Annotated in this window: 14 protein-coding genes; 4 read left to right on the forward strand and 10 right to left on the reverse strand. The window is 60.4% G+C overall.

Features of this window, described 5'->3' with window-relative positions:
- Positions 1 to 52: 52 nt before the first annotated feature.
- The 4 genes from repC to NKH70_RS25550 form a co-directional block, all read right to left on the reverse strand.
- Positions 53 to 1,396, reverse strand: coding sequence for a plasmid replication protein RepC (gene repC / locus NKH70_RS25535; RefSeq protein ID WP_353026373.1), 1,344 nt, complete (start codon positions 1,394 to 1,396; stop codon positions 53 to 55).
- A gap of 154 nt (positions 1,397 to 1,550) precedes the next feature.
- Positions 1,551 to 2,585 carry a plasmid partitioning protein RepB gene (gene repB / locus NKH70_RS25540; protein WP_031195483.1) on the reverse strand — a complete coding sequence of 345 codons (1,035 nt, stop codon included), beginning with the start codon at positions 2,583 to 2,585 and terminating at the stop codon, positions 1,551 to 1,553.
- Positions 2,582 to 3,763: a plasmid partitioning protein RepA gene (gene repA, locus NKH70_RS25545; protein ID WP_352508236.1), complete on the reverse strand. Its 1,182-nt coding sequence runs from the start codon at positions 3,761 to 3,763 to the stop codon at positions 2,582 to 2,584. Before repA ends, repB begins: the two co-directional genes overlap by 4 nt.
- Positions 3,764 to 4,769: 1,006 nt before the next feature.
- On the reverse strand, positions 4,770 to 5,900 hold the full coding sequence (locus tag NKH70_RS25550) for a site-specific integrase (protein ID WP_352508235.1): 1,131 nt from the start codon (positions 5,898 to 5,900) through the stop codon (positions 4,770 to 4,772).
- Between the two features lie 210 nt (positions 5,901 to 6,110).
- On the opposite strand from NKH70_RS25550, the gene NKH70_RS25555 reads away from it, so the two are divergent.
- The 4 genes from NKH70_RS25555 (at position 6,111) to scpB (ending at position 8,896) form a co-directional block, all read left to right on the forward strand.
- Entirely contained in the window at positions 6,111 to 6,407 is a 297-nt protein-coding gene (locus tag NKH70_RS25555; RefSeq protein WP_352508233.1) for a hypothetical protein, read from the forward strand.
- The gene (locus NKH70_RS25560; RefSeq protein WP_352508232.1) at positions 6,397 to 6,987 is read left to right on the forward strand and encodes a type II toxin-antitoxin system VapC family toxin; all 591 of its coding nucleotides are present in this window, start codon (positions 6,397 to 6,399) and stop codon (positions 6,985 to 6,987) included. The genes NKH70_RS25555 and NKH70_RS25560 overlap by 11 nt, the downstream gene beginning before the upstream one ends.
- Positions 6,988 to 7,229: 242 nt before the next feature.
- Positions 7,230 to 8,186, forward strand: coding sequence for a DUF1403 family protein (locus tag NKH70_RS25565; RefSeq protein WP_352517314.1), 957 nt, complete (start codon positions 7,230 to 7,232; stop codon positions 8,184 to 8,186).
- Positions 8,187 to 8,188: 2 nt separating this feature from the next.
- Entirely contained in the window at positions 8,189 to 8,896 is a 708-nt protein-coding gene (scpB, locus tag NKH70_RS25570; protein ID WP_352517315.1) for an SMC-Scp complex subunit ScpB, read from the forward strand.
- A 43-nt stretch (positions 8,897 to 8,939) separates the two neighbouring features.
- Here scpB and NKH70_RS25575 read toward each other — a convergent pair whose 3' ends face one another.
- The 6 genes from NKH70_RS25575 to NKH70_RS25600 all read right to left on the reverse strand — a co-directional run bounded on the left by NKH70_RS25575 (position 8,940) and on the right by NKH70_RS25600 (position 15,994).
- The gene (locus tag NKH70_RS25575; RefSeq protein WP_352517316.1) at positions 8,940 to 9,464 is read right to left on the reverse strand and encodes an RES family NAD+ phosphorylase; all 525 of its coding nucleotides are present in this window, start codon (positions 9,462 to 9,464) and stop codon (positions 8,940 to 8,942) included.
- The gene (locus NKH70_RS25580; protein ID WP_023680933.1) at positions 9,461 to 9,847 is read right to left on the reverse strand and encodes a hypothetical protein; all 387 of its coding nucleotides are present in this window, start codon (positions 9,845 to 9,847) and stop codon (positions 9,461 to 9,463) included. The genes NKH70_RS25575 and NKH70_RS25580 overlap by 4 nt, the downstream gene beginning before the upstream one ends.
- 435 nt (positions 9,848 to 10,282) lie before the next feature.
- A complete protein-coding gene (locus NKH70_RS25585; RefSeq protein WP_352508227.1) occupies positions 10,283 to 12,511 on the reverse strand; it encodes an adenylate/guanylate cyclase domain-containing protein in 2,229 nt (742 codons plus the stop codon).
- Positions 12,512 to 12,724: 213 nt separating this feature from the next.
- Positions 12,725 to 13,144: a hypothetical protein gene (locus NKH70_RS25590; protein ID WP_352508226.1), complete on the reverse strand. Its 420-nt coding sequence runs from the start codon at positions 13,142 to 13,144 to the stop codon at positions 12,725 to 12,727.
- Positions 13,145 to 13,169: 25 nt separating this feature from the next.
- Positions 13,170 to 14,183: an ABC transporter substrate-binding protein gene (locus NKH70_RS25595; RefSeq protein WP_352508225.1), complete on the reverse strand. Its 1,014-nt coding sequence runs from the start codon at positions 14,181 to 14,183 to the stop codon at positions 13,170 to 13,172.
- A gap of 683 nt (positions 14,184 to 14,866) precedes the next feature.
- The gene (locus tag NKH70_RS25600; RefSeq protein ID WP_352508239.1) at positions 14,867 to 15,994 is read right to left on the reverse strand and encodes an adenylate/guanylate cyclase domain-containing protein; all 1,128 of its coding nucleotides are present in this window, start codon (positions 15,992 to 15,994) and stop codon (positions 14,867 to 14,869) included.
- Positions 15,995 to 15,996: the final 2 nt, after the last annotated feature.

Consider the following 15,996-nt stretch of genomic DNA (forward strand, 5'->3'; position numbering starts at 1 on the left):
GTCCCGACAAGCGCTGCAGCCATCGTCCACGGATCGAAACCCGCCCGGCTGATCATGATCCGCGCCCTGGCTTGTCGAGGCTGCGGCGCAACGCATCGCTGATTTCCAGCCGGGATTCGGTGCGCAAAACCTTGCCTGCCGCCTCCAGATCGACGGCAGCGGCTTCAGCTCCGGTTCCGGTCGTCTTCGACGCGTCAAGCTTGGCCCGCAACAAAGCCATCACCATCGGCCAGACCGAGAACTTTCCGACCTTTGCTCGATCTGTCAGGCTGCGCAAATAGCCGCCGGCGCTGTTGATCTGGTCCTGCCGCTGGTAGATCGCGGCAATGGTAATCGCCGCCTGCTGCTCACCCATTGCCGTTCGCGCTTCCTCCCAGGCGCTCGGGCTGACGCCCATGGACGGTCGGGCAACCTCGGCCGCGGCCAGAAATTCACGCCAGTTGCGGATTCCGCCGCCGCCCTTCACCAGCCAAAGCATGTTCGGGCAGGCATCCAGCACGATCCCTAGCGGCAGTTCGCGTTTCGGCAGGCTGCGTACGTTGTCGGTATCCGCAACGTTGCCGCCCGCTTCATCTTCATCTCCTGAGCCGTTTTCAGATTCAAATTGAGAGTCTGGTTTTGAATTCTGTATGTGGCGCCCATTTTGGGACTCATTGGCGTCCACTTTCTGTGTTTTTACAAATGATTCCAATGCTTCACGCACTTCAGCCCAAAGGCCTTCAAGTTCTTCGGCAATCACCTCGAGAGTCTGCCTAGGTGCAGTGCGTGGTATCTGACCAACAATCGCCTGGTAGGCCTGCTGAACCCTGCCCCAGTTTGCCGGCACGCCCTCCTCAATCCCGGCGTCGATCATCTTGACGATGTCGCGCCGGCATATGGTTAGCCGCTCCTTAAGGAGACGAAATGCCTTCTTCTCAGATCTGACCGCATCCGCAAGATCCTTGAACTCCTCAGCGCGCGCCACGATCGGCGAGATGTCAAAGCCATAGGCTTGCTCGATCTCGCCCGCCTGCCCTTTCCGGGCGAAGCGCTTGCCGTTTGGGCTGTCGCGACGGATGATCAATCCACACTCGACCAGAACGGCCAGGTGGCGCCGTAAGGTCGTTGGGGGCATGCCATTGGCGCGGCGGATAAGCTGCTCGTTGGATGGCCATACAACCAGTTCGCTGTCGCCATAAAGCGCTGTGTCCGGATGGAACGACAACAGCGCGTCGAGAATAGCCAAGGCGCGATCGGTGGCGCCCAGAGCGATCCTGGCGTCCTTGATATCTTGGAAGACATGCCATTTGTGGACGATCGCGTCCTTCGGCACGGCCCTTGCGGTGACTTGGCTTGAAATCATGCCAAGCGTCATCGGCCGCCGCCCAAAGGGCGTCGTCGCAATATTCGTCTCCATTTTCTTTCACCCTCGATTAGGCAAAAGAAACCTGCTCGCCAAAACGACGCCAATGACTCTTGACAGTGATTCGTGGAGATGCGATTCTCAGAGTGCTTAGTTCAGAGAGAGGCTTCCACGGCTTGCCGTTCGGGGGCCTTTTTCTTTTGCGGTTTCAGACTCCTTGTTTCGTGATGGACTTCCGAAAGGCCTCAAACAGGTCGTCCAGTTGTCCGGCGATAAACGCTGCGAAACGCGATCCTTCAGCCTCTCCCACGGCAATCATGGTAGTTTTTCCGTTGTCTTTGAGGCTGACGCTGACTGTTTTGTCTGGAGCAGCCCAGGATTTCATAGCAATCTTGGGCTTTGATGGCTTGGCCGGACCCGCAGGTTCTTTGATCGCATTATGATCCGATGGAAGCGTCTCAAGCAGAATAATGAATCTGTCGTCGGACGTTGCCTCGCGGAATTTGTTTTTGCGAATAAGATCGAAAGCTTTTGCGGGTGAGCCGTCTATGGAATAGCGGTTCGAGAATTCCTGCCATCGTCCTCGACCAATCCCGGGAGCTTTACCAATCGATTGCAGTATCTCCTTGTCGACCGATGAGGCGATTTTGATCATCTCGGAGACATGCGATTTTCCTGTCGACAGCGAAGCGCAGATGGTGTCCCGTTTGTATCCCGCTTCCTGCTGCGCAAGCGCAAAAGCGCACTTCTCAATGTATGAAAGATCCTCTCGAGCGGTGTTTTCTTCGCCTTGGAAAATGACTGCTTGTTCATCAGTTAACTCGCGGACGGCCGCTTTGAATCCGATCCCAAGCTGCTTAGCTGCCGCTAATCTTCTGCGACCATAGACGATTTGAAACTCGCCATCCTTGCCTTGTACTGGCCGAACCAATCCAGGCACAATTTGACCGCGCTCCCGCATGGATTCAGTGATCTCAGCAATGGCGGAAATCTCGTAGGCGTCATCATATCGATCGGTGATGGACGACGGCCGTATTTTGTCGGGATCGAGTTCAATGATCTGTTCGCCTGACTTCAGTAACTTGTCGGCGATATCGCTACGCTCTTGCATTTGGCGAACACCAGCCGCCACCTTCATCAGGTGCGGCGATGACGTGCGGCGGCTGACGCCCTCCTCCGAATTGTCCTCCCCGAGTTGCCCCAAAACAGCAGCAAACATGCCCTTAGAATCTTTACGGCTCACTGTTCACGCCTCCATGCCATTGTGATGAGGCTTTCTATTTCCGCGTTCGCGGCATTGATCGATTCGATTGCACGATCATAAGTTTTAGGTGCCGAAAACCTCGATCGTTGCACTTCATAGAGGCTCTGCTTCCAAGTGAGAGCGTCCGCAACCGCAGTGGATTTGGAGACTGAATTCAGAAGTAAATCCTCGCCAAACACTTGGCGCATTAGGGCCTGCATGTTGGCTTGCGGGTGGTCGTTGGCCTCAAACTTTGTGATGAGGAATTTGGCGAAATCCCAACGTGCGCCTGCACCAGCCTCATCCAGGATTTGCATATAAGATGCGGCCAGCTCCAAAAACTTCCCTGTGGAGTCGACATCGAGCATGTGCGCTGGAACTGGGATTAGGACTCCGGTAGCGGCAGTGAGCGACGAAAGTGTCAGGAAATTGAGTGACGGCGCACAGTCGAGAAGAACGATGTCGTAGCTATCGACGACCTGTTCGAGGGCCTGTGACACTCGAAGCAGAAAACTGGTTCCACCGCTCTTGCGCATCTCAAGGGTAACGGCCGTTTCGAATTCTGTCAGCTCAAGACCGGCGCAGATGACGTCGAATCCGATGATATGCGTCTGATGGATAATCTTTTCCGTTGGCACCGGATCATCAAACCGAATCGCTGAGTAAAGGGTGTCACCTTCTCGGTAGTCAAATCCGGGTAACGCTCCTTGCAGACTTGTTAACGACGCCTGGGGATCCATGTCGACTGCGAGAACGCGATATCCACGTAGTGCCAACCAATGACCCAAGTGAATAGTGGTCGCTGTCTTGGACGATCCACCTTTGAAGTTCGTGATCGCGATGATCTGGCAATCCTCGCCTTTAACACGACGAGGATTGATCCATTTCTTCCGTGCCTTTTCCGCCAGGTGCATCCGAAGGTCCAGCACCTGCTCCACAGAATATAGGCGCTTTCCGGTGGTCGTTGTCTCTGGCTCAGGTCCCTGCCCTTTTAAGGAGACCTGCCGTATGTAAGCTTCAGTCACTCCTAGCAATGCTGCCACTTCCGTCGAAGTGAATTTGCGCATCGTACGAATCGCATCAGGAGGATACTGAGCCAGCGAAAGATTGTTGAGTGCCTTCTCGAGTTTCGTCGAAAAGGTATTCATGAACTGAAGGCTACTTAGATGCCGCGTCACCCAGATTCTCCTCTTGCACCCAGCGCCTATTGATAGCGACTGTGGTTAACAAGCTGTTAACGCCACGCCAACTACGCCAACTTTTCGAATTACGCGGTTTTTCCGTTACTGGAGGTATGCCCGATTCGGAGAATTCGAGCAAATGGACACAGGGCAGTTCCCAGCTGGGAACTTTTCTTTATCGCTGGCTTCTCTGTGCCGTCAAAGTTGCGCATCAGGCATTGAAAAAGACCGCTATGAAGTTGGTTACGCAGCATGGGGGCACGGGCGAGCCCCTTGCCCGTTTTGTTCTCGTAGATAGTCGACGTTGGTGTACCCGGTTGGCCTCTGGCTTCCGCGTACGGCGGCGAGCGACCTACAGAAGCGCAGGTAGGTTTCGGCGCATGGAGAGATACCCCCTCCCCCCACTTTGGCGCGGCGGCGAAATTCCCGTTGTGACGGAGGCACTGAGTTCGCGCAGTCCTATGGGAGTCACCATCCTGTGCGTCGGAGACGATGGGTTGTGTTTGTGATGCAGCCATGCCGCGCCGCTTCCGATGTCACTTCGGTGATCGCCCCAGGCTGACAAGTTAGACGCCCCACTGCCCCTACCCTGCAACGAGGCATTCCTTCCGGGCCGAGCGACCCTCGCGAATGGCAACTCAGCGGCTCGGACCTGTCGCCAAGCGTCCCACGCGATTTGACAGCAATCAGCACCGTTTGGCACGTAGGCGTCCTGTCCACGCGCACTTTCCTCCAGCGTCGGGCAAGAGGCTCCTGCAGTCGCCAGGCAACTTCCCTCGGGGCCAGTCCACGTGTCGGCGAAGGATCCTGGAGAACTCATCGAGAAGCAAACTTCTCCCACAACCCGTACTTTGAGTTCCCAGCTGGGAACAGCTCTTCAAGTTGGAGGCTTGCGACCGCACCAATAAACCTTGGAAACCCATCAACATGATGGTTGGATCTGTGGCGCCGGGGTGGATTGGCGCATCCAGAGTCACCTGCGGCTGGGGGGGCGTACCGCACTCTACAATCCTGACGCCTTAGTTAGATTGACGCGGAAGCGATCGCGCCGGCGCTGGTATTTGCGTGTCATCTCTGCCGAGGCGTGACCAAGCTGCTTCTGCACGTAGCGCTCGTCAACCTCGGCAGAGGACGCGAGGCCGGCACGCAGCGAGTGGCCCGAAAACTTTTGGCCGCGCTCGCCCTCGGAAAGATCACCGCGCACGCCGGCGGCCAAGGCCGCGCGTTTGACCAGCCGCGCCACCTCCTGATCGTTGAGCCGCTCGGCGCCCACAGCTTTGCCCTGCCCCGTGACGCGGCGGAAGAGGGGGCCATGCGCGATGCGGGCCAGCTTCAGCCAGGTCTGCAGGGCGACGACCGGGCAGGTGGCATCGGACGAGCCGCGGCCAATCTCGACCTCGCGCCAGCCGGTCTTGCCTCGCAGCGTAACCAGCACGCCCTTGTTCGGGAAAAATTCAATCCAGCCGCACCCGTCCTCGGTTTGATCGCGCGCAACATCGAGGCCCACGATTTCGGAGCGGCGCAAGCCGCCGGCGAAGCCCAAAAGCAACATGGCGCGGCCGCGCAGACCGCGCAGCGTGCCACGATCGAGCGTTTCCAGCATGGCGACAAGATCGTCGCGCAGGATGGCTTCCTTTTGACGGGGAGGGGAGGCGTGTTTATTGCGGATACCGGCGAGCACGGTGGCGATATGCCGGTCCTTCCGGTCGAGCGGTTGACCGCGTTGCGTATAGTTCCAGGTCAGCGACGACAGGCGGCGCTCAATGGTCGACACAGACTTTTTGTCCCGTTCCGATCCTGAGGCCTGGGCCGTGATGTAGAGGCCGACGACTTGTGGATCTGGCGGCAGCGGATCAAACGCCTGGCGCCGGCACCAGGCGCAAAAATGCTTCCAGTCGGCGGCATAGGCGCGACGGGTGTTTGCCGAACTCGCCGCCTCGACGTAATCGCGCGCGCGGTCGGCCAGCTTTTCGAGATGCGCAGGCAGTGATGCTTGTCGCGAGTCGAGGACCTGCGTGGAAGGGGAGGGAGCCTCATCCGGGTGCCCCATTTTCATGACGACGTCGACAATGTCAGGCAGGTCGCTGGTGTCGACCGCGTCGATGGGCGTCATGAAATTACGGGGACTGCCCATCGAAACTCTCGATCATTTGAATGTCACAGTGGTGCGATTCTGAGAGCCCCAACGTGCGACCAAAGCGCCCAATTGTCCACCGCGAGGTGCTTGACCAATAGCTCCCGAGATTTGCGCCGGTCGCGTACCTCCTAGGGCCCTCTTTCTCAGTGCCGATCCTTGCCTTCATGTTCAACATCCCTTATGTTTCGTTCAACAGGAGAATCCAGGATGAGCGTACGTGGCGCAACGGCAGCCGAAAGCGAGGAGCGGATCGCCCACACCCGGAACCGTCTGGTGCTTGAGCAGGCGAGGGCGGTCGGCCTTCTCGGCGCGGCCAAGAACACACGTCTTTCCGGCAGGGTGCCGTCGGAATTGATCGAGGCGGCAAAGAAGCGCGCTCATGTGACCTCCGACACTGAGCTGCTGGAGCTCGCCTTGTCGCGGCTGGCCCTCGAGGACGATTTTGGCGCCCGGCTCGTCCGCCGCAAGGGCAGCATCACCGCAGACATTGATCTTGGCGTTTGATCTCGGGAGCGCACTGCGTTCCCTCAAACCACAGCGGCGTGCCGGGCTGGAACGGCGGCCGGATTCCGCTCTGTCCTGGGCAGGGGACCAGCCGCCTGTCGGCGGTGCATTGCTTCTCGACACGAGCGTCTATCTGGATGTCCTTCAGGGGCGCACGCCCAAAGTGGTCGATGACCTTCTGACCTATCGGCTCTGTCAGCACTCGGCCGTCTGCCTTGCCGAGCTCAGCCACCTGTTCGGCCGGCTCGACCCAGCGCACCCCACGACGAAGTCGGTCCTGAAAGTGGTTGCAGGCACGATTGAAGACATTCCAGTGCACCGGCTGCATGCACCCGACGCCACCGCCTGGGGACGCGCCGGCATGCTTGCCGGCCTGCTGTTCCGGCTGAGCCGTCTGCCGAAAGGGGAGGGGCATGAACGCCGCTTCCTCAACGATGCGCTGATCTTTCACCAGGCCGGTCTGCTGGGGGCGACGGTCCTGACCGGCAATGTTCGGGATTTCGATTACCTCAACCAGCTTGTTCCGTCGGTGCGTGTGATCTTCTACCGGCCGGTGACAGACTTGCGCCCGCAGGGTTGAAAGCGTCTGTGGCAGATATGCCCGTGCACCGTGTTCGTCCAACCTCCTTTAATGACCACCAGTCTTGGTCGCTGACACTCTCCTGCGACCGTTGAAACGCGGGCGACAACGGCCATTTCTAACGTAAGGACAAAAACGAACGATACGGCAACATTATCATTCGTTATGCACGCACGACAGCCTGTGCGTTTTGGTGCAAAGCTTGTCGCAAAAAGCGCACGGCTGCTTTACCCTCCAGAAGCATGATTCGCCTCGACCCCGCCGCCGCCGTTCCCGTTCTCGAGCCGGTCGTCCCGGCCTGGGCGCTGGCCAACGGCGCTGTCGTCACCGACGCAGACGCCGCCTTCTGTGCCGGCGCCGCCTTGAGCGCGCTCGAGACGCTCGCGCGCACGCAAGCCGGCTGGGCCGGCGCCTGGCGCCAGCGGCTGGCGCTGAAATGCGCTGCCGCCAGCATGCGGCTGGCCGGGCGCGCGGAGGACGAGGCCGCCTTGCGCGACGCATGGCACCTGCGCACGCCAGGTGCCGCACCCGGACCCGCTGGCGCCATCCTTGGCGCCTGGCGGCAGTTGGCCGGGCAGCCGCCCGCCGCCAGCGCCGATCAGCTCGAAAAGGTCGTCGACCAGATGGGTCTCCATTGGGACGTCGAGGCGCTGGCCGCGGTTTGTGAACACATCGACGACCTGGCGCGCTCGGGGCGGCCGGCGCCGTTCGCCGCGGCGGCAATCGCCGCTCGCGTCGTCGCCATGCAGTCCGACTCCGAGCTTTTTGCCTGGTGGCTCGCCGACCTGGTGCTAGCGCAAAACCTGCGCTGGCCGCGCCCGCTGCCGCTGCTGATGGCACACGCTTTTGGCCCGGCGTTTCGGTCCAAGCCTGGCGGCGGCAAGCGGATCCGGCCAGGCGAAAAAGGGTTCGAGCGGGCAGTGTGCCTGGCGCTGGCGCAGGCGGCGGCGGACGCCTGCCGGTTGGCCGCCGAGCTGTCGCGGCGCGCGGAGCGGCTCATCGCCGTCGCACCGAAGCTCAGGGCAAAGGGGGCGGGCGATGTGATCCAAAGACTGCTCGACGACGACGCCCTCTCCGGATCGCTGACGACCAAAAGCCTGTCGCGGTTTGCGGCGCGGCGCCTGTTCGAGCGGCTGCAAAAGCTCGAGGCGGTGCGCGAGCTCACCGGCCGCGCCTCGTTCCGACTGTTTGGACTCTAGCGATGGCCGAAGCCTCCGCCCGCCGCAAGCCGAACGAACAGCCGGCCTTGCTCGACACCGAGCTCGAACATCTACCGGCCGAACTGCGCTGGCGCGAGTGGATGGGCCGCGTCGAAGCGGTTGTCTTTGCGGCCAGCGAACCAGTGCCGCGCGAGGTGCTGGCGCGGGTCGTCGGCAAGAACTGCAATCTTGAGCTGATCATCGACGACGTCCGCGCCGAGCTCGCCGGCCGCCCCTATGAGCTGGTCTCGGTCGCCGGCGGCTGGCAGCACCGGACCAGAAAGGTTTTTGGCGATGCCATTCGCGCAGCCTTCGGCAAGGCAGCGGGCGAGGAGACAAAAGAACTGCCGCAGGCGGAGGCGCTCGTGCTGATGTGCATTGCATACTTCCAGCCGATCACGCGTGGCGAGCTGTCTTCTTTCTTCGGCAAGGAGGTGTCGCGCGACCTGATCGGCGTGCTGCGCGCGCAGGATCTTATCGCTTCGGGTCCGCGCTCGCCGCAACCTGGCGCGCCCTATACTTATGTGACGACGAAAACTTTTCTGTCGCAGCTCGGGCTCGACACGCTGCGCCAGCTGCCGGATTTCGAGGCGCTTGAGGACGCAGGGCTGCTGTCGAAGGAGAAGCTGCTGGCCGGCGATATTCCAGCCGGGCTGGCGAGCGGGGAGGGCGACGGCGAGGACGATGTCGTTGGGGAGCAAGCGCCGTGACGGGGGGCGTGGTCGCGTTGCGATCCCAGAGACAGTCGATAGCTCAGGACCAGGACGACTGGTCGTGCGGCAACCGTTGATCGGGATCGTGAACCGCGACATGGTCGCCGTCGACAAGATTGGCCGGAAAGATCACGAGATTGGTGCCGCCGGCGTGACGCAGCGACGGAAACAGGATGCCGCGAAGTCCGGCGGTGATGACCAGATCCGCGAGCTTCCACGATGGCGGGATCTTCTTGTCGATGCGAGCGACCTGGCGCCAGGCACAATCCCACTCCTTCCACGGGCCATCCCAGATGTCCGGGTCGAAACCCTGCGAAAGGTCGGCTACCTCGGCGAGCGTGATCTTGTAAGCGGCAAGGGTGGCGGGCGGGGTGATGCTGGCTCCCTGCTTGTATTCATCAAGCGCCGTCTGGGTCGCACGCGACAGATAAAGTGCTTCGATGCCTGGCCGGTTGAAACGACCGCCGTCGATCGCTGCGCCTGCACCGCTGGTGGGCAGGAAAGCCCATTTGGGAGTCAGATAGCGATGGAAGATTTCGTCTGGACCGATGCGGGTGATCCTCACCCGCGCGCACCATTCTCGAGATCCCGGATAAAGGCCAGAACCGCCTCGACCTGGCCGCCCGCGACGAGCTCGGCTGCGGTACGATGGCCATAGTCGGCGATCGGTTCATTGCGGTACCAAAAGATCGCCTTGTTGACGTCGCCGGTGAGTTCCGTCGCCGCCGAGATCACTTTTACCATCTCGCGCATCCGGCCCTGCAGGCGCTCCGATGAGGGGTTGCGGAGCGTGTTGCGGTGGACACCGGTCAGCTGGGCCAAGTTGGCCACCTTCACGCCGAGCGCCTGCGACAGGCGCTTCGGCGAGATATAAGGCGTGCGCGGCTCCTGCAGGCTATCGACAAAGCCTGAAATCACCGTGGAATGTGCGAGCTGTGCGTGGGCCATGACAAATCTCCGACCTCTCATATGCTCAATATATGCACATTCCGATGCATAGCAAGTGGACGGAGGCCCTACTCCTTCCCAGACTCCTTCCCAGACTACTTGCCCTTCTTCATTCCGTAGCGTTTGTTCGCTAGCGGCGGCAATGCGCCGCATAGCGGCTGTAGAACCCCGTCCTGCCAACTACGAAAAGCATACGTTGCCGGCGACCACGCTTGAGGTTGCGAGCGCCTCATGTCAGCCGAACGTGACTGCACTGAAAGTCGCGGTTGCGCCCAATGTCGGCCGTAGAGATTGGCTTAGCCGCTGCCTGAAAGCAGACGTGGTCAGCGACAGGGCCGGACGTCTTGATAGCGCCAATTGTCGACGTTTGCAGTTATGCCAACAACGTCGCGTCTACTCGGCAAGCAGACTTACGGCCTTGCGGCATTTGGGAGTTCACTTGACGACCGAAAACTCGAACTGGTCCCCGCGGTAAACGGCCTTGTATTCGTCGTCGCGCCCCGGCGTCCTGAACACATTGCGAAAAATCGCCCCACAGCTTGTCAGTTCTATGGGAAAGGCGTTGCACAAGAAATCGCCTTGCACCCACGAGGTTCCTACGCGGCTCCTCTGGCCAACGGTCTCGCTGACGGCGCCGTCGACCGAGGTTGTGCGCTGCATCGGCAGGAACGTGGGCATTACCAATTTTCCGCGCGTTTCGTGCCCGAACATGAGAGACTTTATTTCCGCCCCTGTGAGCCGGTCCTTCGGATTCATGCCTGCCTTTGCCAATGCCGACAGCTCTGGCACACCTGCCTTGGTCAGCCCGGCCAAAAGGCGTTCGATATCGGCCGTATTCTTGAACACCATGTAATCCTGGGTCATCAACTGGCTCGGCCCCCTGTCCACCCGCCCAACAACCTTCCTAAGCGTTTCCAAAGCCGCCGCGGCCTGGTCTGTGCGCCCAAGATGCCCATAAGCCGAAATAAGGACCTGCAGGGCATAAAATTTCGCCCGTGGATCGGCCGATATAAGGTCCATCTTCTCGATAGAGCGAACCGCGTCCTCAAACTTCTCCTGGCCGAACTCGGCCAGTCCGGCTTGGTAGCGCCTGTAGTCCATCCACGAGTTTGGGTCGACGCGCGCAGCCGCATCGAGATAGCTAAGCACTTCCTTCGGCCTGCCGTTGAAATTCAGAGCATTGGCCAGCGAGAGATAATTCCAAGTATCGCTGGGATCGAGCGCCACCGACTTCAGAAGAACGGTAACTGCGTCGTCCGAGTCGTGCTCGCGGACCATCAACTCGGCGACGAGCTGATAGTAGCCCGGCGAAGGATCCCTGGCCGCCGCTTCCAGGGTTTCATAGATCTTGCCCTGGGCCACGTCCGTCGTAAGTCCCATTACTACGACCCGACCGACATCCGCGTCCCAGTAGGCCCAGGCGAGCTGGGCGTACGCCGCGCCGAAATCGGGGTCGAGTTGCACGGCTTGCTGGAAATACTTCACAGCCTGCGCAAACTCCTCGGGCGTGTTGATACGGTTGTAGATGTCCATCCCCTTGAGATAGGCCTCATAGGCCTCGGGATTACTGGTGCCTCCGGCCCGGGTAGCCGGCGCGCCGCTCACCAGGCGGAGCTGGAGCGCACCCGCGATGCTGCTGACAACGCTGTCCTGCAGCGCGAATACGTCTGCCCACCGGCCGTCGAAACGCTCCGCCCAGAGATGTCTGGAAGTCGAGCCATCGATCAGCTGCGCATTGATGCGCATGTCGTCGCCGACGCGGCGAATCGAGCCTTTCAGCAGGTACCGGACGCCCAATGCCGCCGCAATCTCCTTCGGGTCCTTGTCCTTGTAAGCGGAGGCCGCGTTGGGGGAGAAGACGAAAAGACCCGGCACACGCGCCAGTGCGGTCGTCAGATCCTCGGTGAAGCCGTTGGCGAGATATTCTTGTTCCTTGTCGTCGCTGAGATTGTCGAAGGGCAGGACGACTAGCGAGGGCCGGGTGTCGGCTGCCTCGCTGACGGTCGGAACGGCAAGCGGTGCAGGCCTCTCCCACGGCTGCCACCATGCTACTGCAAGGCCGAGAGCCAGGACGAGAATTCCCGCCGCGGCCGGAAAACGCCAGGCGCGCGGCTGGCGGCGAGCATGGAGGGTCTTGCCCGCTGCCGCGGAATCAAGCAACACGCGATACGCCTGAACGGGTTCGGCTATGTTTTTGACCCTCTGTTCGCCCATTGGCTCAAAGGCGAACGCCAGCTTCCTATCAACCTCCTTGGCCACTTTTCCCGAGATGCAGATGCCGCCCGATTCCGCCAACTGCTGAAGTCTGGCCGCGATGTTGACCCCATCGCCATACCGGTCGTCGCCGTCGACGATCACCTCGCCGAGGTTGATGCCGATCCGCACCACGATCTGTTCCACTGCGGGAAGCGAGGCGTTGCGCTCGGACAGTCCCCGCTGCAACGACACTGCACATTCGACGGCATCGACGACACTACCGAATTCGGCCAGCATCCCATCGCCCATCAGCTTGAAGATATGGCCGTGGTGGCGGGCAATTTCGGGCTCGAACAGTTCCTTGCGTCCGGCACGTAGTCGCTCAAATGTACCGGCCTCGTCGCGCTCCATCAGAGTCGAATAGCCTACTACATCTGCGGCTAGAATCGCGGCAAGCTTGCGGTCCATCGGTGGCCTGGCCCCAGCGGATCATAGTATTGGTTGTTCTGAAAGGAAACCGACCTCACCAGCAAATCCCTTCTCCCGCACGTTTGATGGACCGCTGATACGGCGAGGTGTAACCAATGTCGTAGTCACCACATTCGAGACATTAGCGCTTGCCTGCCGGAATGGCTCGTTTGGGTCAGGGCTTGCCGTTGAGCCGGCCGCCGGAACGGGCAACTAGCGCCAGAAGCGACCGTCTATGGGTTCGCCGCCAAATGGGGGCTTTGGGGTCAAAAGTTCGCGTTCGCGACAGGCCGGATCGCGCCCAATGTCGGCCGTTGAGCAGCCCAAAGCCGTAACCCAAAAGCGGACATTCGAGCGAACAGACGACATAACACGTTTGCGACATTTGTTGCCGTGTGGTTGCTGTTGATGGAAACGGCTGCTCCCACGAAACAGCAGTCCTCCAGAGACAACGAATATCTGGAGGCTGGTTGCTGCCACCATCCGGCGGCGTTGGTCGCCGCGAAAATCGCGCAGCGACACGCGCGCCCCGTCCTGCGATGTCAACGTGATGTCCTGAGCCAGTCCGATTGTCGGCAGGCGCTCGTCGTTCGGCGCGTCGTGCTCACTCGTCCGCGCTATGTTCAGCGCCAAGGCGAGAACTGCGTCTGCTAGGGTCTCAGGCCTTCAACTCGCGTTTGAGCTCGTTGAGGAAACGCCAGTCCGTTCCGTTGGCCAGGACTTGTTGCGGACTCGACTTGATCATGCCGGTCTCCTGCATGCGCAGTGCATAGAACCGCACGCTGTCCTCGGCGTCGAACACGCGCCACTTGTCATGCTGAGCACCGTTCAGCGTCCCAAGCGCTTCGTCATAGTTGGGCAGAAAGCCTCGATCGACGAGCTGCTGTGCCGCCAACGACGGATCAGAAGCGCACAGGTCGGCGGATTTGAGAATGGCGCGCAACACTCGCTTCGTCGCGACCGGGTATCTGCTCACATAGTCCGCATTACCGGCCACCATACAGCAAAAATATTGCGACCACGGGCGGTCGGTCCCGTTGTTGACGATCGTATGGCCGATCTTCCGGGCGTGCAGGATCTGCGGTTCGGGCGGACCAGCCATGTAGGCATCGACCTTGCCGTCGATGAACATTTGCATCGGGGCCTGTTCTCCCTCCACCCACTCGATATCGTGCACCGGATCAAGCCCGACATAGTTGGCCATGAGGGCCGTCAGGATGTGAGGATGCGACTCCACCGACCCTCCCCCGACGCGCTTGCCCCGCAGATCCCTGATGCTGCGGACGCTGTCGTTGCCGATCAGTTCGAAGCAGCCGGAATGCACGCCGATCAGCACTTTGACCGGCACGCCGGCGTCGATGGACCTAATGTGCATCGACGGCATGTTCATGTCGAAATCGATCAGGCCGGCGGAGAGCCACTTGGAATTGTCGACGTGGGTGTCGCCTTCGACATATTGGATATCGGTGAAACCGTCGGCGCGCAGAAGTTCTCCGGCGAGGTAGATGGACGCCCAACAGTAAGCGCCTCCGACCCACTGCCCCAAGCGGACGGTTGTCGTTTCCAAAGCAGGCTCCCCGGCCGCACTGGATGGGCGAACATTGAGGAGCCCGGCACCGCCGATCGCCGACAGGCCGGCCAGGAATGCGCGACGATTCTGAATTAGCTTCATCGGGACGCTCCTTTGGCAAACTGATCGCCCCTAGGAATCAAGCAAATGACCCCAGTAGAGGACGGACAATGCGTGAGCGCGCCGAGTAATCGCGAGTTGGAGCACGCCCTGTAAAGGCGGGAGTCTTGTCGTTCTTCAGTCGCTGGCCAAGAACGCTTTCAGCCAACGATTAACGACCATACGCCTTGTCAACGTTCGTGGCGAGGGCAATGCTCTCAGCCAGGGCCAAGCCCTTTACGGAACCCTCGTACCTTCCAGGGCGCTGACAAAACGGATCGTCGGGTAGTTGCCAAAAGGCGCCTTCTCGAACCAATTCGAGACGTTCGAGTTCATCCCACGTGACGACTGGATCGGGTCCAAAGTTCGCGTTCACAGAAGTCTAGCTTGCGCCATGAACGGACGCTGCACATCCGCTACGGCCATCTTGTCCAGGCGCTGTTCACAGGTTGGGCTGGACTTCCGGAAACTCCTGTCGCGCCTTGTGGCGACCGGGCTTGAAAGAAGCCAACCAGGTATCTGTAACGTGCCTTGCGAGCTGACGGAAGTTTCCCCGAGCGAGGCGAATAGGGAGCAACGGCCATGGAGCTCAAAGGCCGTCCGATCGCTGATCGGTCTAGCTGCCCGCATCATTGTATGGCCCATTCAGCGCAGGAGGCGATCTATCTCATTAGGCACAGTGATCCCTAGCTTGGCCGACCGATCCACCGCACAATTTCATAGGCAGGCATCGGTCGGCGAAAGCCCTTCAGCGTCAGTTCGCCAACGGCGACGGACTCAACCAGGGATTCGACGGCACCAACGACCCGCTGGCTGACGAGAATCTGGCGTGGCCTGGCTTCCTCGCATAATCGGGCGGCGTGGTTCGACACTGTGCCTATCACTGCATAATCGGCGCGCTGATCGAAACCGATCCGCCCGATGGTTGCATGGCCTCGGGCGATGCCGATTCCGAAGCCGAGCAAGTGATCGCGCTTGCGCCATTGCTCTGAATGCTCGTCAATCGCATCACGCATCGCCGCAGCCATGCGGACGGCTCTCTCCGTATGGTCGGCGCAGGGCAGTGGATCGTTGAAAACGACGACGATGCCGTCGCCCACGAATCGCTCAAGAGTTCCCTCGTAGCGGACGATTTGTTCACCAAGACAGGCGTGGTATTCGCCAAGAACCGCCATCACCTCCTCAGGTTCGGCAGTCTCGGCGAAGGCTGTAAAGCCGCGTAGATCGCAGAAAACGACGGTCACCTCGCGACGGTGACTTTGCAGAAGCGTGTCGCCATTTCCCGCCGCAAGGATGAGGTCGGCGACCTGCGCGGGCAGGAAACGCCGGAGCCGGCCCATTCGCTCGATCTCGATCACCTGCTCCGCCAGGGTCTGCTCGAGCGAGCGGTTCCAATCGGAAAGCTGCACGGCTTGGCTTGCGACGGTATCGTGAAGCGCCTTCTGGCGCAGCATCGAGCGCACCCGCGCCAACAGCGCCTGGTGCTCGAAGGGCTTTGTCAAATAGTCATCGCCCCCGGCGTCCAGCCCCTCGACCACATCGCGCGTGTCGGCTTTTGCGGTGACAAGAATGACCGGGATCGATCGCAGCGAGAGATCCTGCTTGAGCAGGCGAACCACGCTGATACCGTCCAGCTTCGGCATCATGATGTCGAGCAGGATCAGATCCGGCGTGAGTTCGCGAGCTTTTGCCAACCCCTCTTCACCATCGGCGGCGGTCGCCACTTCGTAGCCATTCGCCTCGAGCCGCATACGCAGAATCTCAAGGTTCTCCGGGGTATCGTCGACCGCGAGAATGCGAGGCGGATCGTGCAAGG

The organism is Mesorhizobium sp. M0991 (assembly GCF_040318915.1).
Lineage (GTDB): Bacteria > Pseudomonadota > Alphaproteobacteria > Rhizobiales > Rhizobiaceae > Mesorhizobium.